Below are 20,281 nucleotides of genomic sequence, written 5' to 3'. Positions count from 1 at the left end.
GCGCTCTATGAGCGCCTTATTGGATCATAACCTAGCTTTGTCGTTGTTATTTTGTTGTCTGTTGTTCACGAGCTATCGCGCGGTAGCCAATATCGCTGCGATAGAACATGCCATCCCAATTGACCTGTTTGGCTAATTGGTAAGCGCGCTGCTGCGCTTGTGAAACTGTGTTACCAAGTGCGGTTGCGCATAACACGCGACCACCGTTGGTGACGACTTCTCCAGCTTGGTTGCTTGTGCCTGCGTGGAAGATTTTCTCACCCGCGACTTCTTGCGTTGGTAAGCCAGAAATAACATCCCCTTTCGCGTAGTCGGCAGGGTAACCGCCAGCGGCCAAAACAATACCGATAGAAGCGCGTGGGTCCCATTTTGACTCCACTTGATCGAGTTTACCTTCTAGAGCGGCAAAGCAGAGTTCGACCAAATCCGATTGCATCCGCATCATGATCGGTTGAGTTTCAGGGTCACCAAAGCGGCAGTTGTACTCAATCACTTTCGGTGTGCCTTGCGCGTCAATCATTAGCCCAGCGTACAGAAAACCTGTGTAAGGGTTGCCTTCTGCCGCCATACCGCGCACCGTTGGATAAATGACCTCTTGCATCACGCGCTCATGGATCTCTGGCGTGACCACCGGAGCTGGCGAGTAAGCACCCATGCCGCCAGTATTGGGGCCAGTGTCTTTATCGCCGACGCGTTTATGATCTTGGCTGGTGGCCATAGGGAGAACATTTACGCCATCGACCATGACAATAAAGCTCGCTTCTTCTCCATCTAAGAACTCTTCAATCACCACGCGGCTGCCTGCATGACCAAAGGCATTGCCTGCGAGCATATCTTGAATCGCGTCTTCGGCCTCTTGCAGCGTCATCGCCACAATGACTCCTTTGCCAGCGGCAAGGCCATCAGCTTTGACCACAATCGGCGCGCCTTGCTGGCGGACGTATGCCAAAGCAGGTTCAATTTCTGTGAAATTAGCGTAAGCCGCCGTTGGAATATGATGACGAGCTAAGAAATCTTTGGTGAAGGCTTTTGAGCCTTCGAGCTGTGCTGCCGCTTGCGTCGGGCCAAAGATGGGTAAATCCGCCTTACGGAAAGCATCCACCACGCCAAGCACTAAGGGTGTTTCTGGGCCAACAATGGTCAGTTCAATACGTTTTTCTTGAGCAAAAGCGACCAAACCAGCAATGTCTTCCACTGCAATGTTGACGTTCTCAAGTTTAGGCTCAAGCGCTGTGCCCGCATTACCCGGAGCAACAAAGACAGTTTTAACATTTGGGTTTTGAGCGACTTTCCAACCCAGAGCGTGCTCACGACCGCCAGCACCTATAATCAGAATGTTCATCTATGAGTATCCTTTAACGTATAGAGTTTGTTGCCATTTACCCCCTCCTAACCTCCCCCTTAAAGGGGGAGGAACTTGGATGACAATATCTCCCCTAAAAGGGAAGTAAGGTCACTTGGTTTCTATTCCCTCCCCTTCTAGGGGAGGGCTAGGGTGGGGTAAGATTTTTAGTGACGGAAGTGACGCATACCAGTAAAAATCATCGCCATGCCGTGTTCATCGGCGGCGGCAATCACTTCGTCATCGCGCATCGAACCGCCCGGTTGAATCACACACTTGATGCCCGCTTGCGCCGCAGCATCAATGCCGTCACGGAACGGGAAGAAGGCATCAGAAGCCATTACACATCCTTCGACTTGCAAACCTTCATCGGCCGCTTTAATGCCCGCAATTTTGGCTGAATAAACGCGGCTCATTTGGCCTGCGCCCACGCCAACAGTCATGTCACCTTTTGAGTAAACAATCGCGTTTGATTTGACGTATTTAGCCACTTTCCAGCAGAAAAGAGCATCTTTGATCTCTTCTTCACTCGGTTGGCGCTTGGTTACGATTTTGAGATCATCAAGGCTAACCATGCCTTGATCGCGATCTTGCACCAGCAAGCCACCATTGACGCGTTTCACGTCAAAGCCCGTGGTTTTCGCTGACCACTCACCGCACTCAAGCAGGCGCACGTTTTTCTTCGCCGCAACCACTTCAATCGCTTCCGCTGAAACGGTTGGTGCGATGATCACTTCAACAAACTGGCGCTCAACAATCGCCGCTGCGGTTTGTGCGTCTAGCTCGCGGTTGAAAGCGATGATGCCACCAAAGGCAGACGTTGGGTCGGTTTGGTAAGCGCGGTTATAGGCTTGAAGAATATCGCTGCCCAAGGCAACGCCGCATGGGTTGGCGTGTTTGACAATCACACACGCTGGCTCAGCGAACTCTTTCACACACTCAAGAGCTGCGTCGGTATCGGCGATGTTGTTGTAAGAGAGCGCTTTACCTTGGAGTTGGCGTGCCGTAGAGACTGACGCTTCCTCTGGGTTGGCTTCAACATAGAAAGCGGCCGCTTGGTGACTGTTCTCACCGTAACGCATGTCTTGTTTTTTCAGGAATTGTTGGTTGAAGGTGCGCGGGAATTTGCTCTCTTCATCACCTTCTTTGTTCTCTCCGTAGGATGGAACCATAGTGCCGAAGTAGTTGGCGATCATGCCATCGTAAGCGGCGGTGTGTTCAAAAGCGGCAATCGCAAGGTCAAAACGTGTTTCGAGTGTTAGGGAATTGTCGTTCGCATCCATCTCGGCAATGACACGGTCGTAGTCATATGCATTCACCACTATGGTCACATCTTTGTGGTTTTTCGCCGCAGAACGCACCATAGTTGGCCCACCAATGTCGATATTTTCTACCGCATCAGCTAGGGTACAACCTGCTTTAGCAACGGTTTCGGCAAACGGGTAAAGGTTGACGACCACCATATCAATCGGCTTAATACCGTGTTGTTGCATGATGTCGTCATCTTGACCGCGGCGGCCCAGCACGCCACCGTGTACTTTCGGGTGCAATGTTTTTACGCGACCGTCCATCATCTCAGGAAAACCGGTGTAGTCAGAAACTTCTGTAACAGCAATACCTTGGTCTGCTAATAAGCGAGCGGTGCCACCAGTAGAAAGAATATCGACACCTCGCTTCGCGAGAGCTTGAGCGAACTCAACAATGCCGGTTTTGTCTGATACGCTGATCAATGCGCGGTGAATAGGACGAGCGTTATTCATGCTTCGGTCTTCCTCAAATCATGGAGTTAATGGGAAATTTGATGGCGCACATTCTAACCAAACAATCATCAAAAAGCTCGCGCAATCGTTTGGCATCGCAAATTTTTTTATAAAAACGGCGATATTGGGTATCAAACGTAATAAAAACGTTAAAGGAGAATGAGATGTTTCAAATTGGAGAGCTCGCCAAACGCTGTAAAGTTTCAACCGATACGCTGCGTTTTTATGAAAAAAATGCGCTAATAAAACCGGCGGGACGCAGTGAGTCTGGTTATCGTTTATATAATCAAAAAAATCAGCAGCAGGTGAGTTTTATTCTCAAAGCCAAAGAGCTAGGGCTCAGTTTGGATGAGATCAAAGAGTTACTGGAAATAAAGCTGGAAGCGACCGAACACAGCTGTGCAGAAGTGAAATCGATCACCAGCGCTAAGCTGGTGGTGATTGATCAAAAAATCGCCGAGTTAACGGCGATTCGTCAAGCGCTAAAAAAAATCAACGATGCGTGCTGCGGTCATATAGACGACAACGCCAGCCACTGCTCAATTTTAGCGGCATTGGAGTGATCTCATCAGCCGATAAGGCGTGAGTTGCTCACACTTTAAAATGGCTAATGCTCTGTTTCAGTTGTTGGCCACTGTCTGAGAGATATTGACTGGCTGTCGACACTTGATCGGCTTGGGCTGCAGCTTGGGAGCTGTGCTCGGCAATATGAGTCAGATTGCGATTAATCTCTTCTGTAGCGGTGGTTTGCTGGGCGCTTGCCTCAGCAATATGTTCATTGAGTGAGAGAATCTGTTTTACTTGCTCGTCGATCTCATTGAGTACTTGCTGAGCTAAAACGGCTTGTTGCTGTGTGGCGGTTGATTGTTGCTGCGTTTGAGCCATAAATTCTCCCAGCTCTTTTGCGCGAGCCTGTAATCTATTGATTATCTGCTCTATCTCGTTGGTGCTGGTTTGAGTACGCGTTGCCAGCGCCCGTACTTCATCCGCGACGACCGCAAAGCCTCGCCCTTGTTCACCAGCACGTGCTGCTTCAATCGCCGCATTCAGGGCCAATAAGTTGGTTTGTTCAGCTATCCCTTGGATGACCGCCAGTATCGCTCCGACATCTTGTGTCTCTTTCGCGAGGTTTTTAGTGGTGGTGTCAGTGGTGGTCAGTAGTGCAGACAAGGAGTCCATAAAATCAGAAGCTTTGCCAATCACCGAGCTGCCTTCTTTGCCTTTGCTGCTGGCCGTATGCGCGGCTTTCGCGGCACTACTCGCCGCATTAGCCACTTCTTGATTACTCGCATGCAGTTCGTTCATCGCTGATGCAACCGTATCGACGGATTGCTGCTGCTCTAAGGCTTTGATTGAGGCATGTTGTGAGAGTTGAGTAAGCTCATTTGCCGAGTGGTTAACATTGTCGGTGATCGGTGTGATATTGGTAATAGTATGACGAATCTTCTCTGTGAACTCATTGAAGGCTTGCGCTATGTGTGACAGCTCATCACTACCTTGCACAGAGAGCTGTTTGGTTAAATCACCGTCGCCTTTGGCGATTTCTTCGAGTGCCTGTTTGGTTTCTTCACACGGTTTAGTGATGCTATTTCCTATCACTACTGAAAGAATCAGCATCACAATAATGACGATGCTAAGAATGAGCAATATCGATTGTAGGCGTTGCCAAATCAACGCATTGACATCGTCGATGTAGACTCCAGAACCGAGGATCCAACCCCAAGGTTTAAATAATTTTACATAAGAGATTTTACCCACATCGACGCTAGAACCTGGTTTGGGCCACATATAGTCGACAAAGCCTTCACCCTGCTGTTTAGCGACTTTAGTAAATTCTACAAACAGTTTTTTTCCGGTCGGGTCTGCGGCATTGGAGAGATCTTTACCGTCCAATTGGGGCTTCATTGGGTGCATGATCATACTTGGCTGAAGGTCGTTGATCCAAAAATAATCATCAGCCTCGTAGCGCAGTTTCGCGATGGCTTGTTTGGCTTGAGTCTGTGCTTGTTGCTCGGACAAAATGCCATCGATTTGTAATTGGTGGAAGTAACTTAATACGCCGTATCCTGTTTCGACGATGTGGCGAGTTTTTGTCTGTTTTGATTGCATTAAATCGTGTTGATAACTATTGAGCATGGAGACAAATGGGATCAACAGTAGCAGTGTGGTGACCGTGATCAGCAGGTATAAACGCGTTCTAATTTTGGTCTGGCGCAAGTTCAGTAAGCTCATTGACGTCACTCCTTGTCAATCTTCCGAGTGGTTTTATCATTATAGGCCCATTTGACTTGGTGTTTAGATTGTTGCGTCGCCGAGCTCATCTTAGTCACTCCATTTTTTGGGGGATAAAGCCTTACTCATTGTATGCACTGTTCACGACAAGTGATTTGGGGATCGGTCGGTAAATTTCCATCACATGCACAATGTAACCAGTTTGTTGCGGTCGCGTAAATGCGACAACAGAAGAAGAGAGAGCCCGCTCAAACAATCAGATCTCTTTATTGCATTAATGCAAAGTAAAGCAGCCCGTTGATATTTTAGTTATCCGTTGGGTGAAAATGAAAAAACCGAGCGCAGAGGCTCGGTTTTAAAAGCGATGGTATCTAGTTGCTAGATTTGTGCAGTAGCTAGATTAGTTCATGCCGTATTTTTTTAGCTTCTTACGAAGAGTGCCGCGGTTGATGCCCATCATGGTTGCTGCGCGAGTTTGGTTACCGCGAGTGTACTGCATGATGGTGTCGAGTAGTGGCTGTTCAACTTCAGCAAGAACTAACTCGTATAGTTCTGTCACTTCTTGGCCGTTTAACTGCGCAAGGTAGTTTTTAAGAGATGCTTTAACTGAATCACGTAGTGGCTTTTGCGTGATTTGATCTTGTGAAGTTACGGTTGTTACTGTGAAAGCTTCTGAAGTCAGGTTTTGTTCGAACATATGCGGTCTAGCTCTTCTCTTAATTATGATGCAACGTTATCAAAATAACCTTCGAGCGCGTCAATTTGCAGCGGTGCTGCGTCAATAGCGTTGAAGGTACGGCGAAACTCACTCGCTTGTTCATGTTCTTTCAGATACCAACCCACATGCTTACGAGCGATGCGAGGGCCTAAATACTCACCATAGAAACTGTGGAGAGCCTGTACATGACCAAGCATAATATCTTTCACTTCCGCAGCCGGAAGTTCAGACATCGTGGTGCCGTTTTCCAAATAGTGTTGGATTTCTTGGAAAATCCACGGGCGACCTTGGGCAGGGCGTCCAATCATTAAAGCGTCAGCGCCGGTGTAATCCAGCACGTATTTCGCCTTCTCTGGGCTATCGATATCACCGTTAGCAATAACCGGAATAGAGATGGCGTTTTTCACCGCTTTAATGCTGTCGTATTCGGCCTCGCCTTTGTACATACACGCTTTGGTTCTGCCATGCAGGGCTAAAGCTTGTATGCCGCAGTCTTCGGCTAATTTAGCGATGTAGACACAGTTTTTGTTGTCTGTGTCCCAGCCAGTACGGGTCTTTAATGTCACTGGGACATCAACGGCGTTCACCACCGCTTTCAAGATCTGTTCAATCGTCTCCGGAAATTGGAGTAAGGCTGAACCCGCCAGCTTTTTATTCACTTTTTTTGCTGGGCAACCCATGTTGATGTCGATGATCTGAGCACCGTTCTCAACACTAAATTGGGCTGCATCGGCCATAAGCTGTGGGTCGGCTCCCGCAATTTGTACCGAGCGAATGCCCGATTCGCCCTCATGTACCATACGTTGCATCGACTTTGACGTATTCCATAGAGCAGGATTAGAGGACATCATTTCACTGACGGCCATGCCTGCTCCATAGCGAAGACACAACTCTCGAAATGGTCTGTCAGTTACTCCTGCCATAGGGGCAACGATAAGATTGTTCTTAAGTTGATAGTTTCCGATTTTCAAAACGTCATCACAGTTCTGTACCAGCAAGGGCGCGCATTTTACGCATTTTTTTACTGCGTGAAAAGACTAATATTTGAGCATTTACAATTTGTTTTAGTAAATCGTATAAAATACAGTCTATTAGCACGCAAAGTCTTATCTAGCCTTGCTTGCGACCCGAGATGCGGCACCACTCATTGAGCTCAATTATCGGGTCAATGTGAAGCTCGTCACGATAATGGTTGGCAACTTCTTCGGCTTGAGTGTCTAAAACACCGGACATCGCAAGTTGGCCATTGGGCTTAAGTAACCCTTTTATCACACCATTCAGGTCACGCAGTGGGCCGGCCAAAATGTTGGCCACAACCACGTCAGCGATTAAGCCTTCAGGTTGGTCTTGTGGCAAATACACTTCAAGTTGGTCAGCTACGCCATTGCGCCCTGCGTTGTCGTTAGAAGCAAGCAGTGCTTGTGGGTCGATATCAATACCGACGACTTTGGCTGCGCCCAATTTGATCGCCGCAATGGCTAAGATGCCTGAACCACAACCAAAATCGATGACGGTTTTGCCTGTCAGATCGAGCCCTTCGAGCCACTCTAAACATAATGCGGTCGTCGGGTGAGTACCTGTACCGAATGCAAGGCCCGGGTCGAGCATTACGTTGACAGCGTCAGGCTCTGGGATTTCACGCCAGCTTGGGCAAATCCACAAACGTTGACCAAATTTCATCGGGTGGAAGTTGTCCATCCATTCACGTTCCCAGTCTTTATCTTCGAGCTGTTCAACTTTGTAGGCAAAGTCATCACTCAGCAGTTTGCTTGAGCGAATTTGGTCTATGATCCATGCGCTATCGGCTTCGGCATCATACAGCGCCAGCACGTCGGTATCGCCCCAAAGGCGAGTTTCGCCCGGAAGCGGTTCAAAAACAGGGGTATCGTGAGCATCAAGAAAAGTGACGGATACTGCGCCCGTCTCTTCCATCAGCATGTCGCCAATTGGCTCGGCATTGGCGTTAGTTGCGTTCAGTTTAATTTGAATCCAAGGCATGTCAGTTGCTCTGTTATGTCGTCAGTTGGCGCAGAGTTTAGCAGAAACTGACTCGGCTGCCGAAAACAAAAATGCTCACCGAAGTGAGCATTTGGTCTCTCGCGACGCGAAAATTAGTGCTGTAAACCCAATTTCTTCTCAAGGTAGTGGATGTTCGCTCCACCGTGTTGGAAGTTCTCATCTTGCATGATTGATTGCTGCAAGGTGATATTGGTTTTAATGCCATCGACGATCATTTCGTTTAACGCATTTTTCATGCGCGCAATCGCCACGTCACGGTTTTCACCGTAAGTGATGAGCTTGCCGATCATTGAATCGTAATGTGGCGGCACTGTGTAGCCAGCATAAATGTGCGATTCCCAACGAACGCCCATACCGCCCGGCGCGTGAAAACGTTCAATTTTGCCCGGTGAAGGGAGGAAACGAACCGGATCTTCCGCGTTGATACGGCATTCAATTGCATGGCCACGGATCTTGATGTCATCTTGGGTAAACGACAGTGGTTGACCTGCGGCGACGCGAAGCTGTTCTTTGATGAGGTCAACGCCAGTGACCATTTCAGTGACTGGGTGCTCAACTTGAATACGCGTGTTCATCTCAATGAAGTAGAACTCGCCGTTTTCGTATAGGAACTCAAACGTACCGGCACCACGATAGCCAATTTCGAGACAAGCGCGTGTACAACGTTCACCAATGTATTTACGCATCTCTTCGGTAATACCTGGTGCTGGAGCTTCTTCAACCACTTTTTGGTGACGACGCTGCATTGAGCAGTCACGTTCACCAAGGTGAATTGCGCCACCTTGACCATCCGCAATAATTTGTACTTCAACGTGACGTGGGTTTTCTAGGAATTTTTCCATGTAAACCATGTCATTGTTGAATGCTGCTTTGGCTTCGGCACGCGTCATTGCGATCGCTTGGGTCAGTTCATTTTCGCTACGGACCACGCGCATACCACGACCGCCGCCGCCACCAGAAGCTTTGATGATCACAGGGTAGCCAATGCGTTTCGCATGAGCTTTGTTTTTGACTTCATCGCCATCCAGTGGGCCGTCAGAACCCGGCACACAAGGAACGCCCGCTTTTTTCATTGCGCTGATGGCTGACACTTTGTCACCCATCATGCGAATGGTATCGGCTTTCGGGCCAACAAAAATGAAGCCTGAACGCTCGACTTGTTCAGCAAAGTCGGCGTTTTCAGAAAGAAAACCGTAACCGGGGTGAATTGCTACGGCGCCAGTTACTTCTGCTGCAGAAATAATGCGTGGAATGTTTAAGTAGCTGTCAATACCACGTGCTGGGCCAATACAGATGGTTTCGTCGGCCAGCAGTACGTGTTTTAAATCACGATCGGCAGTTGAGTGCACGGCAACAGTTTTGATGCCAAGCTCTTTACATGCGCGCAGAATACGAAGTGCAATTTCACCTCGATTCGCGATGACTAATTTATCTAACATAAAACAAACCTCGATTATTCGATAACAACAAGCGGTTGGTCGAATTCAACGGTCTGGCCGTCTTCAAGTAGGATTGCAGTAACGATACCTGCTTTATCGGCTTCGATTTGGTTCATCATTTTCATCGCTTCAACGATGCATAGTGTGTCACCGACTGAAACACTTTGACCGACTTCGATGAACGCTTTTGAATCTGGACTTGGTGAGCGGTAGAAAGTACCGACCATTGGCGAAAGTACTTGGTGACCTTTTGGCGCTACAGGCGCGGCGGCTTCAGCCGTTGGCGCAGGGGCAGCGACTGGCGCGGCTTGTTGTGCTGGCGCTGGTGCAGCGTAATGCATCTGAGCCATCTGTACTGGCGCAGTGTTACGACTGATGCGTACCGATTCTTCACCTTCAGAGATTTCTAGTTCAGAAATGCCAGATTCTTCTACCAGTTCGATAAGCTTCTTGATTTTACGAATATCCATCTTTTCTTTCTCTTTATCTTGTGAATACGTCAGCCCTTAAGGTTGGGCCGTAGAGTGTTTGTTTATCGTTGATCGTATGTGGGTTATTTTGCCTGTAGCGCTTTTATGGCAGCTGCAAGAGCAAATTCATAACCTTGTGCACCTAACCCGCAAATCACCCCTTGCGCCTTATCCGACAGATAGGAGTGGTGGCGAAAAGGTTCACGTGCGTGAACGTTGGATAGATGCACTTCAATAAATGGGATGGCGACACCCAATAACGCATCGCGCAGTGCCACACTGGTGTGCGTCAATGCGGCGGGATTAATGATGATGAAGTCGACCTTGCCGTAAGCGGCATGGATGGCTTCGATCAGCTCATATTCGCGGTTCGATTGAAGATGTTCTAACTCAATATCTGCTTTTTGCGCTTGTTCGCGTAATGTCTCGACAATGTGCGCTAAGGTGTCAGAACCATAATGTGCAGGTTCACGTAGCCCTAACAGGTTAAGATTTGGCCCATTTAAGACCAGAATGCGAGATTTAGCAGTCATTGTGTCGACATCTCCCTATATCGTGAAACGAATATTAATATTCCCATATTATTCTTAGGTCAGAGTGAATTTTTCGTCAAAAATTCCCTGAATTTAAGAAATTGCCCAAGATTATAGCTAATTCAGCGCAAATGGCAGCAATTTACTGGTCTTATCAGATAGTTTACTCATTTAATTCTGCAACCGAGTTAACAGAATGAGAAGAACTGAGAGGGAAAGAAAAAGCCGCCACAAGTGTGACGGCTTAATCATCTCAATGCCTCGCGGCAGGTAGAATCGTTAGCGTTAAGACAATTCTGCTTTTTCGGCGATCAATTTATCCACTACGCTAGGATCGGCCAGTGTCGAGGTATCGCCCAAATTGCTGGTGTCGCCGGTGGCGATTTTACGCAAAATACGGCGCATGATTTTGCCAGAACGGGTTTTGGGCAGTGAATCGGTCCAGTGCAGTACATCGGGCGTTGCAATTGGGCCAATCTCTTTTCGTACCCAATCTTTGACCTCTTTGTGCAACTCGGCACTGGGGTAGACGCCATCATTTAAGGTGATGTAAGCATAAATGGCTTGGCCTTTAATATCGTGTGGTACGCCGACAATTGCCGCTTCTGCAATTTTATCAAAAGCAACCAAAGCTGATTCAATTTCCGCGGTGCCCATGCGGTGGCCAGAAACGTTTAACACGTCATCCACGCGGCCCGTTATCCAGTAGTAGCCATCCTCATCGCGGCGTGCGCCATCACTGGTGAAATACATACCTTTGAAGGTTGAAAAATAGGTTTGTTCAAAACGGTCATGATCGCCATAAACGGTGCGCATTTGGCCCGGCCATGAATCTAAAATAACCAAGTTACCTTCGGCAGCCCCTTCAATGATGTTGCCCATGTTATCGACCAAGGCTGGTTGCACGCCAAAAAATGGCCGTGTGGCCGAACCCGGTTTAAGTGCCGTCGCGCCCGGCAGTGGCGTAATTAAAATGCCACCCGTTTCGGTTTGCCACCATGTATCGACAATCGGTGATTTTTCGTTACCGATGGTTTTGTAGTACCACTCCCACGCTTCTGGGTTAATTGGTTCTCCCACCGAACCCATAATGCGCAAACTGGTGCGTGATGTCTCTTTGACGGCTTCATTGCCTTTCGCCATCAAGGCGCGAATAGCGGTCGGCGCAGTGTAAAGAATGTTGACTTGGTGTTTATCCACCACTTGACTCATGCGGTTGGTGTCTGGGTAGTTGGGAACCCCTTCAAACAGAACGGTTTTTGCACCATTGGCCAAAGGACCGTAAACCAAGTAGGTGTGGCCAGTGATCCAGCCCACATCGGCGGTACACCAAAACACTTCGCCCGGCTGATAGTCAAACACATATTTGAAGGTCATCGCCGCGTAAACAAGGTAGCCACCGGTTGTGTGCAGCACACCTTTGGGTTTACCCGTTGAACCAGAGGTATAGAGAATGAAGAGGGGATCTTCGGCTTTCATGGCTTCGGCTGGGCAGTGGTCGGAAGCTTTTGCGGTTGCTTCATGCCACCACACATCACGATGTTCGTGCCAGTCAATTTGGCCACCAGTGCGTTTAAAGACGATCACTTTGCTGATGTTTTTCACTTCAGGGTGGGTCAAGGCTTCATCGACGTTTTTCTTCAAGGGCACAGCGCGACCGCCACGTACACCTTCGTCGGCAGTGATGACTATTTTGGAATCAGAATCAATGATGCGACCGGAAAGGGCTTCCGGTGAAAAGCCACCAAACACCACAGTATGCACTGCGCCTATTCGAGTACAAGCGAGCATCGCAACGGCTGCTTCTGGCACCATAGGCATGTAAAGACAGACCACATCTCCTTTGCGAACTCCTTGATCTTTTAACACATTAGAAAAGCGACACACTTGTTGATGGAGTTCTTTAAAGGTGAGGGTTTTATCGTCAGCCGGGTCGTCACCTTCCCAGATAATCGCCACTTCATCACCACGAGTGGCAAGGTGGCGATCGATGCAGTTAGCGGAGACGTTTAATGTGCCGTCTTCAAACCAGCGAATATCTACATGGCCAGTATCAAACGAGGTTTGTTTCACTTGAGTGAAAGGCTTAATCCAATCCACAATCTTGCCGTGTTCACTCCAGAAGCCTTCTGGGTCGGTCACTGATTGTTGGTACATCGCTAGGTAAGTGTCATTATCCGCATGTGTTTTGGCTTTAATGTTCTCTTTTACCGGATAAACGTGGGCTTCACTCATTGCTTTTCTCCTTGTGAATTTGAACAATTTCCCTGTTGATTGGCGATCAAATTGCGCTGAAAGGAAAATCTGTATGTGGGTAACTGTCAGTCAGAGTGCGATTTTCTACAATTAGACTTTAGGATGAGTGTGGGGTAAGTGCTAGCGCGAGTAAGGTGCAACAAAGGGAGGCAGATCACCTTTGGTCAAGCGCACAAACACTAATGCCGCAGCGATGGCATCTTGCAGCGCGTCGTGTTTATCCTGCATCGGCAAGTCGAGATGGCGACAAATCGCCTCTAAGCTGAGGTCGATGTACGCGTTCGGCAGCATTCTCTCTAACTGATCATGATAGATTTGACTTACTTCGATGAGAGCATTGGGCAGTGGAAAGCCTAAATGTCGCCGACAAGCGAGGTCGAGGATTTTTTTGTCATAACGAATGTGATAGCCCACTAAAGGTCGGTTGCCGATAAAGTCTAATAGGTGAGTGATGGCCTCTTGCTCGTCGATGCCATCGACCAGATCTTGATGGCGAATTTTGTGGATTTTGACTGAACCCGAGTCGAGCGATTGTGGCGCGCTCAAACGCACTTCAAATGGCTGGCTGGTTAAAATGCGGTTGTCGATGATTTTGGTGGCGGCAATCGTCACTAACTCGGCGCGATTCGGGTCAAGGCTGGTGGTTTCGCAATCGAGCGACACATATTCCCCTTGCATCGGCGTCGCAAACAACGGCTGATAAGGCGAGTCTTTCAGCTTGTGAAACCAATAATGGCGTGTAAACCAATTCAATTGTTCGCCTCCACTATTCGCGAATTTGATAGTGATAGCCAAGCCACTGCTTGAATTTTTTCACCACGTGTAAACTGTGCCTGAGCAGGTCACGCTCGGTTCGGTCGAGCTGTTTTAAATCGAGTTTATTGGTGCTGTGTTGATTGCTCAGTTGCTGAGCTAAGCGCAATTTAAAGAACTGTTTGAGCGCTTCACTGAGATTATCGGCGGTTTCTTTTTCCAAAACCCGTTGCTCTACTAGCGCCTCGATGCGTTCAAAGGTGTTGTTTTGTTGAACTTGATGTTCAAGGCTTAGGGCGCGAATGCCATGCACAATCGGGAAAATGCCACCTTGTTTAATATCTAAGCCAGATTTGGAGTGTTTTACGGTGCCAAACAGCGTGAGTGGTACAGAAAAGCTCAGCGCGGGGCGAGTAAACTCCATCAAAATCAATTCTTGGTCGGCCATTAAATGGCTCAAGTGCTGTTTAATAGGGGCCAATAAGTGTTTGTTGCCCGCGACGGCGTGTGCGTCGGCCATGATCGCAATGTCCATCACTTGCTCGGGTTTGGCCGCTTTTACCCATTGGCTAAGCGTGGTTTTCCACTCATTTTGGCTTTTGACCCATTTGGGATTATTGACCATCACATTGCCCGGACAAAGCGGATAGCCGAGCTGCTGTAAGGTGTGGGTGAGCGTGTCCATGACCACCCCCATTTGATGCCACTGCAAGCCATCTTTGATGATCAGCGCGTTATCTTGGTCGGTTTTGAGGATCTGCTCTCCACGGCCTTCGGAGCCGAGTACGATCAAGCAGCAGTGATCATGCAGCGCGGGTGGCACAACCAAATGAAAGGCTTTTTCGATGATCTGTTCATTGACTGCTGAAATCAGCTCCATAATAAAACGAGTGCGAATGCCATTGTTGATTAGGCTTTCAACCAGTTGCCGTTGTTTGTTGGAGGCGAGAGCTAACTCTTCCACGCAGTTGGCGCGAGCAATACTTAACGTCAGCACGTGAGAATGAGTGGAGAAAGCACTGAGAATTTGTGTCATGTCCAGCATGCCAACGGCTTGATGACCATCACACACCATCACTCGTTTTATGCGGTTGCGCGTCATGGCAATCATCGCATTAAACAGAAAATCGCCATCGTTGATGTGCAGCACAGGAAAGGTAGCAATTTCCCCAACAGGGGTATCGAGCGGGTGGTTATCGAGCATGACGGAATGCAGCATATTGGTGCGCGTGACGATAGCATAGGGGTGCGCACTGGGGTTTTCGATTAAGCGTTGATCATGCTCGGCAAGACGAACTAAGGCCGCATCAACTCCGTTATCGCGTAATTGCTGGGTTACTTGGTTGAGCGGTTGATCTGGGCTTAAAATCATCGGTGGATGGTAAATCGAGTCATCAACCTTAGTTAAAATAAATTCGGCTAAATTCTTCTGCTGATGCGCCACATCAAGCAGAGCCTGGCGTTTGGCGAGGTTATTGTCGAAGTAGGCGGCGAACTGACCGTTGTCATTATACAGTTCGAGAAAGACGGCTTTCGGCAGCAGATAGCTTAAGGTATCTTCCAGCGCCACGTACTGATGCTTGGCTTTTTCTTCAAACAGTGCGCGTACATCAAACATGTCATCGTTGGCGTAGTGAGCAAAAATCTCTTTGCCATCTGGCGAGCGTTCTTCGACCGCGCCTTTGATCAGTACGTGTAGATACACGCTGGGTCTGTCACTGGCCTGCAGCAGATCGTTGCTACGAAAATACGCTACATCCAAGGATGAGCGAAGTCGCTGTTGCTGCGGCGGTGTTAAGCGGTCAAAGGGCGGTGACTGCATGTTGAATTTGTCAGGCATAACGATCGTCACTCAGAAGAAATTCCTATCTAAGTGTGACAAAAATCGCCACTACCTCCAGACGACTTTGGTCTAATGAGTGATATGACCCGCAAGGTTGTGAATAAGGAAACAGATTTGTCAGTAAACTTCCCTTTTTAGAAGCCTAAACTGCCTGCATAATACGGCGGTTTTCTCTCCCTCATTTTGTTCAGGATGAATCATGCTTAACCCCTCTCCATATGGTTGGATATCGCAGTACTTTATTGGTTTCTTCTTTGCGTATGGCGTCTATTTGCCATTTTGGGCGCTGTGGTTTGAAAACCAAGGCGTATCAGCAACCGATATCGGCGTATTAATCGGTATGGGCTTTGCTACGCGTTGCGTCGCTAATTTGGTGATTACGCCGCGTATCCATAAGGCCGAGCTTCTTCTACCAGCACTGCGTTGGTTAAGTTTGGCGGCGTTTTTATTTATTGGTTTTCACTTCTTTACGGGCGGCAGTTTCTGGCTGATGGCGTTAGCCACTGTGTTGTTCAACCTCTGCTGTGGCCCCGTGGTGCCGCTATCCGATGCGATGGCTAACTATTATGCGCGCTTAAAAATGCTCGATTATGGTCGCACTCGCTTATGGGGGTCGGTAGCTTTTATCGCCGGCTCTACTGTGGTTGGCGTACTTGTGGCACGTTATGGTTCTGACATGATCCTCTACACCGCCTTGGCTGGGGTGTTTGTTTCGCTATTGATTAGCTTGCGCAATCCCAACCCAATGCCCGTGACGGTTGGTGATGCACATGCCGTCCGGCCGAAACTGACGCAGTTATTGCGTGAGTGGCCAGTGATAAAATTCTTGATTTTAGCGGCGCTGATCCAAGGCAGTCACGCGGCGTATTACAGTTTCAGTTCGATTCACTGGAAAGCGGCGGGGCATTCGGAAGAGCTGATTGGCTATTTATGGAGCCTTGGGGTTGCCGCTGAAGTTGCGGTATTTGCGCTCAGCAAACGCCTTTTTTCAGGCTGGTCACTACGCACATTATTTGTTGTCGCGTCGATTGGGGTTGTGGTGCGCTGGACCTTAATGGCGTCGACCACCGCGCTGCTTGCGCTAGGGACGATTCAACTGCTGCATGGGGTGACGTTTGCGATGGCGCATATAGCGGCGATTCAATACATTCAGCACGCACCGCAAAGCAAAATGGTGGCTATGCAAGCGCTGTATAACGCCATTCCACTTGGGGCATTTATTGCGTTGATGACTACCTTGAGTGGCTGGGGTTATGAACGCTGGGGCGCGAATGTATTTTGGGCGATGGCGGCAATGGGCATTTTGGCGCTGTTGATTAAAGTCGAACCCACATCATCCAATGAGTCAGGTACTGAGGTAATGAAAGCGGCGCCTGAAGCACAGAATTAACCTTAACTGATTGAGATTAAAAATTATCCTTAGTTAAATGAAGCCTCTTCTTTGAAGAGGCTTTTTTGAACCGATAAGGATATCAAATGCAAGGATGGATCGTCGTTCCCGTTTCGCTCGCTTACTTAGGCGTGCTGTTTCTCGTCGCTTGGTATGGTGATAGGCAAAGCCAATGGCTGGCGAAATGGCGACCGTGGATCTACAGCTTATCGATCGCGGTCTATTGCACCTCTTGGACTTTTTACGGCACTGTGGGTCAAGCGGCTAGCAACCCTTGGTCATTTCTGCCTATCTACATTGCGCCTATTTTAGTGTTTACCCTTGGCTGGCGTATGTTGGCGCGGCTGATTTTGATTGCGAAGCGCGAACATATTACCTCCATCGCCGATTTTATTGCTGCTCGCTACGGAAAATCGCAAGGATTAGCGGTAACCGTAACTTTGATTGCCGTGGTGGGCATTTTACCTTACATCGCCTTGCAACTGCGCGGCATCACTATGGGGCTTGAGATTGTCGCCCCCAACCTCGCTACGCAATTTGGTTATCAGAATTATCACGTCTCGTGGTTTGTGGTCGCGGCTTTAGCGCTATTTACTATGCTGTTTGGTACACGGCATATTGATAACACCGAGCACCACCGCGGCATGATGATGGCGATTGCGTTTGAATCGATTGTTAAATTGGTCGCTTTTTTAACCGTGGGCGGTTTCATCATTTATCTGGCTTCAAGCCGTGAAACGGTTGATCTAAGTGCGATTGCCCAGCAGACGTATCAAGCGCCCAACTGGCCAACGCTGTTGATCCACACCGTATTAACCATGATGGCGATCATCTGCTTACCGCGTCAGTTTCATACCATGGTGGTAGAAAATGAACGCGCGCAAGATCTACACACGGCGCGCTGGTTATTTCCTCTTTACCTGACTTTAATGGGATTATTTGTTCTACCTATTGCATGGGTTGGGCAAAGTTTGTTAAGTGGCAGCCCCGCCGATACTTATGTACTCAGCGTGCCTATGTCGGTGGGCGCCGAGCAGATAGCGTTACTGGCGTTTTTAGGTGGCACATCAGCGGCCAGCGGCATGGTGATTGTCTCGACCATTGCATTGGCGATCATGGTTTCTAATGATTTGGTGATGCCGCTTCTGCTGCGCCGCATGCGCTTAACTCAGCGCAACTACCGTCATTTATCTGGGTTGTTGCTCAACATCCGTCGCGGGTTGATTCTGTTGCTGCTGCTTGGTGCTTGGGGCTTTTATCAGGCGTTGGATGCGATTGGTTCTTTATCGGCGATCGGTTTTCTCTCATTTGCGGCGATTACCCAATTTGCCCCTTCATTGATTGGTGGCATGTACTGGCGTGAAGGCAACCGCAAAGGCGTTTATGTTGGATTGGCGGTCGGTTTTACTGTGTGGCTAGTAACCTTAATGAGCCAAACCGACATGCTGGCGGGCGATGCACAAACTAACGTTCTGTTATGGATGATCACCCCGCCGGATTGGTTGGTGCAGATGGGGCTGAAAAACTCAGATTGGGGCATGATGCTCAGCGTTGTGCTCAACACATTCTGCTACGTTATTGTCTCTATGGTGACTCGTCCGAGTTTGAGTGAGCGTTTACAATCGGCCTCTTTTGTCGGTACGCCGCTGCCTGAGAGTGAGAATCTCAGCTTGTATCAAAGCCGCGTGACAGTGGCTGAGCTTGAAATGTTGGCCGCTCGTTTTGTGGGGCGCACTCGCGTTCGCACTGCTTTTCGCCAATATTGGAGCCAGCAGAGAGAGACGTTACTACCTAACCAACAAGCGCCATCTACCTTAATCCGTCATACAGAAAGAGTGCTGGCGGGGGTGTTTGGTGCTTCTTCAGCCAAATTAGTGCTCACTTCCGCGCTGCAAGGACGCAACATGCAGCTTGAGGAAGTGGCGACCATTGTTGATGAAGCATCCGAGCTGTACGACTTTAGTCGCGGCTTATTGCAAGGGGCCATTGAGCATATTGGTCAAGGAATTACCGTGGTCGATAAAAAGTTACGGCTGGTGGCGTGGAACCAACGCTATCTCGAACTGTTTGAGTTTCCCGCTGGACTGATTCAAGTGGGGCGACCGATTGCGGATGTGATACGGCACAATGCGCAACACGGATTGTGTGGCCCTGGTGACCCTGAGGATCACGTGCGGCGGCGGGTGTATCACCTTGAGCAAGGAACCAGACACACCTCGGCGCGTATTCGCCCAGATGGACGAGTTATTGAAGTGCAAGGCAACCCGATGCCGGGCGGCGGATTTGTGATGAGCTTTAGCGACATCACCGTTTTTCGCGAAGCGGAGCAGGCATTAAAAGAGGCCAATGAAACCTTGGAAGAGCGCGTGCACCAACGAACCCTAGAGCTTGAAACCCTCAACAAACGCTTGGTGGCGGCAACTCAAAAATCAGACCAAGAATCGCAATCAAAATCGCGCTTTTTGGCCGCTGTCAGCCACGATTTAATGCAGCCGTTGAACGCTGCGCGCCTGTTTGCCTCTTCGCTCTCGGAGGTGGCCAAAGAGACGGAAGTGAAAACGTTGGCGGGTTATATAGAGAGTGCTCTGGGCGCGGCTGAAGATCTGATTGGTGATTTGCTGGATATTTCACGTTTAGAGTCTGGCAAGCTCGATGTGCATTCTCATAGCTTTGCTATTAATGATGTATTTTCGAATCTTAACGCTGAATTTAGCGCTTTAGCTAAGCAGCAAGGGATTGATTTTAAAGTAATCCCATCCTCGCTCTATGTGATGTCTGACCCTAAATTATTGCGTCGCGTGGTACAAAACTTTCTCACTAACGCGTTTCGCTATAACCCTAAAGGTAAAGTGGTGCTGGGTGTACGCCGAGTGCGAGATCAGGTCAGGATTGATGTTTGGGATAATGGCATTGGTATCGAGCAAGATAAGCAGCAAGAAATCTTCGAAGAGTTTAACCGTGGTAGTCAAGTCCGTTCGGACCAAGGTTTGGGGCTCGGTTTAGCGATTTCAAAAGGCATTGCATATGTGCTGGGTCATGAAATTTCGATGCGCTCTTGGCATGGAAAAGGCAGCGTGTTTTCGCTCTCTTTGACGCGCGCTGAAGCTGTCAAACAGGCTCCGACCCTGGCGATAGAGCAAGGTATGCCATCTGATCTCAATCATCTGCGCGTACTGTGTGTGGACAACGAAGCTGATATTTTAGTCGGCATGAACGATCTGCTCGCAAGGTGGGGGTGTGATGTCAAAGTAGCAGCGGACTTACTGCAAAGTCTGAAAGCATTAGAAAACAATTGGTTGCCTGATGTTATTTTGTCGGATTACCGCTTAGATAATGGTCGCACTGGTTTAGAAGTGTTGCAGCAGTGTCGCTTGCGGCTTGGAGATAGCTTTGAAGGGGTCATCATCAGCGCTGATCGCACTGAAGAGATGATGGATGCGATTAAATCCAATGGCTTTAGCTTTATTCCCAAACCAATAAAACCACTCAAACTGCGCGCGCTGTTGAATCGAGTCAGTTAAGCATG

Annotated in this window: 15 protein-coding genes; 3 read left to right on the top strand and 12 right to left on the bottom strand. The window is 48.8% G+C overall.

What is annotated here, in order from left to right; translation table 11 throughout:
- Nucleotides 1-46: 46 nt before the first annotated feature.
- Both purD and purH read right to left on the bottom strand, forming a co-directional pair.
- Complete coding sequence (gene purD / locus AACQ42_RS02400; RefSeq protein WP_094133280.1) at nt 47-1,342, bottom strand: phosphoribosylamine--glycine ligase; 1,296 nt, start codon at nt 1,340-1,342, stop codon at nt 47-49.
- 167 nt (nt 1,343-1,509) lie between these two features.
- Nucleotides 1,510-3,102, bottom strand: a complete 1,593-nt coding sequence (purH, locus tag AACQ42_RS02395; RefSeq protein ID WP_094166251.1) for a bifunctional phosphoribosylaminoimidazolecarboxamide formyltransferase/IMP cyclohydrolase — start codon at nt 3,100-3,102, stop codon at nt 1,510-1,512.
- A 164-nt stretch (nt 3,103-3,266) separates the two neighbouring features.
- Here purH and zntR point away from each other — a divergent pair, with 164 nt between their 5' ends.
- Nucleotides 3,267-3,665: a Zn(2+)-responsive transcriptional regulator gene (gene zntR / locus AACQ42_RS02390; protein ID WP_017046798.1), complete on the top strand. Its 399-nt coding sequence runs from the start codon at nt 3,267-3,269 to the stop codon at nt 3,663-3,665.
- Nucleotides 3,666-3,693: 28 nt separating this feature from the next.
- Here the strand turns inward: zntR and AACQ42_RS02385 are convergent, their stop codons facing one another.
- From AACQ42_RS02385 to AACQ42_RS02340, 10 genes are all read right to left on the bottom strand, one after another.
- On the bottom strand, nt 3,694-5,334 hold the full coding sequence (locus tag AACQ42_RS02385; protein ID WP_094166250.1) for a methyl-accepting chemotaxis protein: 1,641 nt from the start codon (nt 5,332-5,334) through the stop codon (nt 3,694-3,696).
- Nucleotides 5,335-5,734: 400 nt separating this feature from the next.
- Nucleotides 5,735-6,031 (bottom strand): DNA-binding transcriptional regulator Fis, encoded by a 297-nt coding sequence (gene fis, locus AACQ42_RS02380; protein WP_010320338.1) that lies wholly within the window; start codon nt 6,029-6,031, stop codon nt 5,735-5,737.
- Nucleotides 6,032-6,054: 23 nt separating this feature from the next.
- On the bottom strand, nt 6,055-7,023 hold the full coding sequence (gene dusB, locus AACQ42_RS02375; protein ID WP_010320339.1) for a tRNA dihydrouridine synthase DusB: 969 nt from the start codon (nt 7,021-7,023) through the stop codon (nt 6,055-6,057).
- 139 nt (nt 7,024-7,162) lie between these two features.
- Nucleotides 7,163-8,050, bottom strand: a complete 888-nt coding sequence (gene prmA / locus AACQ42_RS02370; RefSeq protein WP_013855808.1) for a 50S ribosomal protein L11 methyltransferase — start codon at nt 8,048-8,050, stop codon at nt 7,163-7,165.
- A gap of 113 nt (nt 8,051-8,163) precedes the next feature.
- Nucleotides 8,164-9,510 (bottom strand): acetyl-CoA carboxylase biotin carboxylase subunit, encoded by a 1,347-nt coding sequence (gene accC, locus AACQ42_RS02365; protein WP_013855809.1) that lies wholly within the window; start codon nt 9,508-9,510, stop codon nt 8,164-8,166.
- A 14-nt stretch (nt 9,511-9,524) separates the two neighbouring features.
- Nucleotides 9,525-9,980 (bottom strand): acetyl-CoA carboxylase biotin carboxyl carrier protein, encoded by a 456-nt coding sequence (gene accB / locus AACQ42_RS02360; RefSeq protein ID WP_013855810.1) that lies wholly within the window; start codon nt 9,978-9,980, stop codon nt 9,525-9,527.
- A gap of 83 nt (nt 9,981-10,063) precedes the next feature.
- Entirely contained in the window at nt 10,064-10,513 is a 450-nt protein-coding gene (gene aroQ / locus AACQ42_RS02355) for a type II 3-dehydroquinate dehydratase (RefSeq protein WP_013855811.1), read from the bottom strand.
- Between the two features lie 285 nt (nt 10,514-10,798).
- On the bottom strand, nt 10,799-12,748 hold the full coding sequence (gene acs, locus AACQ42_RS02350; RefSeq protein WP_026027881.1) for an acetate--CoA ligase: 1,950 nt from the start codon (nt 12,746-12,748) through the stop codon (nt 10,799-10,801).
- Nucleotides 12,749-12,889: 141 nt separating this feature from the next.
- The gene (locus AACQ42_RS02345; protein ID WP_026027882.1) at nt 12,890-13,522 is read right to left on the bottom strand and encodes a 3'-5' exonuclease; all 633 of its coding nucleotides are present in this window, start codon (nt 13,520-13,522) and stop codon (nt 12,890-12,892) included.
- A gap of 13 nt (nt 13,523-13,535) precedes the next feature.
- Nucleotides 13,536-15,362, bottom strand: coding sequence for a DUF294 nucleotidyltransferase-like domain-containing protein (locus AACQ42_RS02340; RefSeq protein ID WP_094125103.1), 1,827 nt, complete (start codon nt 15,360-15,362; stop codon nt 13,536-13,538).
- 202 nt (nt 15,363-15,564) lie between these two features.
- Here AACQ42_RS02340 and AACQ42_RS02335 point away from each other — a divergent pair, with 202 nt between their 5' ends.
- On the top strand, nt 15,565-16,755 hold the full coding sequence (locus AACQ42_RS02335) for a 3-phenylpropionate MFS transporter (protein ID WP_094146942.1): 1,191 nt from the start codon (nt 15,565-15,567) through the stop codon (nt 16,753-16,755).
- 86 nt (nt 16,756-16,841) lie between these two features.
- Nucleotides 16,842-20,276 (top strand): PAS domain-containing hybrid sensor histidine kinase/response regulator, encoded by a 3,435-nt coding sequence (locus tag AACQ42_RS02330; RefSeq protein WP_094166249.1) that lies wholly within the window; start codon nt 16,842-16,844, stop codon nt 20,274-20,276.
- Nucleotides 20,277-20,281: the final 5 nt, after the last annotated feature.

It is taken from the genome of Vibrio sp. V12_P9A6T4 (assembly GCF_963874835.1).
Classification (GTDB): domain Bacteria; phylum Pseudomonadota; class Gammaproteobacteria; order Enterobacterales; family Vibrionaceae; genus Vibrio; species Vibrio anguillarum.
Note: the sequence above shows the minus strand (reverse complement) of the source record. Positions and strands in the feature narration are given on the sequence as shown.

What these genes read in the sequence shown, in the direction of transcription:
- purD (WP_094133280.1), bottom strand. Translation starts at nt 1,342, where the DNA reads ATGAACATTCTGATTATAGGTGCTGGCGGTCGTGAGCACGCTCTGGGT.
- purH (WP_094166251.1), bottom strand. Translation starts at nt 3,102, where the DNA reads ATGAATAACGCTCGTCCTATTCACCGCGCATTGATCAGCGTATCAGAC.
- zntR (WP_017046798.1), top strand. Translation starts at nt 3,267, where the DNA reads ATGTTTCAAATTGGAGAGCTCGCCAAACGCTGTAAAGTTTCAACCGAT.
- AACQ42_RS02385 (WP_094166250.1), bottom strand. Translation starts at nt 5,334, where the DNA reads ATGAGCTTACTGAACTTGCGCCAGACCAAAATTAGAACGCGTTTATAC.
- fis (WP_010320338.1), bottom strand. Translation starts at nt 6,031, where the DNA reads ATGTTCGAACAAAACCTGACTTCAGAAGCTTTCACAGTAACAACCGTA.
- prmA (WP_013855808.1), bottom strand. Translation starts at nt 8,050, where the DNA reads ATGCCTTGGATTCAAATTAAACTGAACGCAACTAACGCCAATGCCGAG.
- accC (WP_013855809.1), bottom strand. Translation starts at nt 9,510, where the DNA reads ATGTTAGATAAATTAGTCATCGCGAATCGAGGTGAAATTGCACTTCGT.
- accB (WP_013855810.1), bottom strand. Translation starts at nt 9,980, where the DNA reads ATGGATATTCGTAAAATCAAGAAGCTTATCGAACTGGTAGAAGAATCT.
- aroQ (WP_013855811.1), bottom strand. Translation starts at nt 10,513, where the DNA reads ATGACTGCTAAATCTCGCATTCTGGTCTTAAATGGGCCAAATCTTAAC.
- acs (WP_026027881.1), bottom strand. Translation starts at nt 12,748, where the DNA reads ATGAGTGAAGCCCACGTTTATCCGGTAAAAGAGAACATTAAAGCCAAA.
- AACQ42_RS02340 (WP_094125103.1), bottom strand. Translation starts at nt 15,362, where the DNA reads ATGCCTGACAAATTCAACATGCAGTCACCGCCCTTTGACCGCTTAACA.
- AACQ42_RS02335 (WP_094146942.1), top strand. Translation starts at nt 15,565, where the DNA reads ATGCTTAACCCCTCTCCATATGGTTGGATATCGCAGTACTTTATTGGT.
- AACQ42_RS02330 (WP_094166249.1), top strand. Translation starts at nt 16,842, where the DNA reads ATGCAAGGATGGATCGTCGTTCCCGTTTCGCTCGCTTACTTAGGCGTG.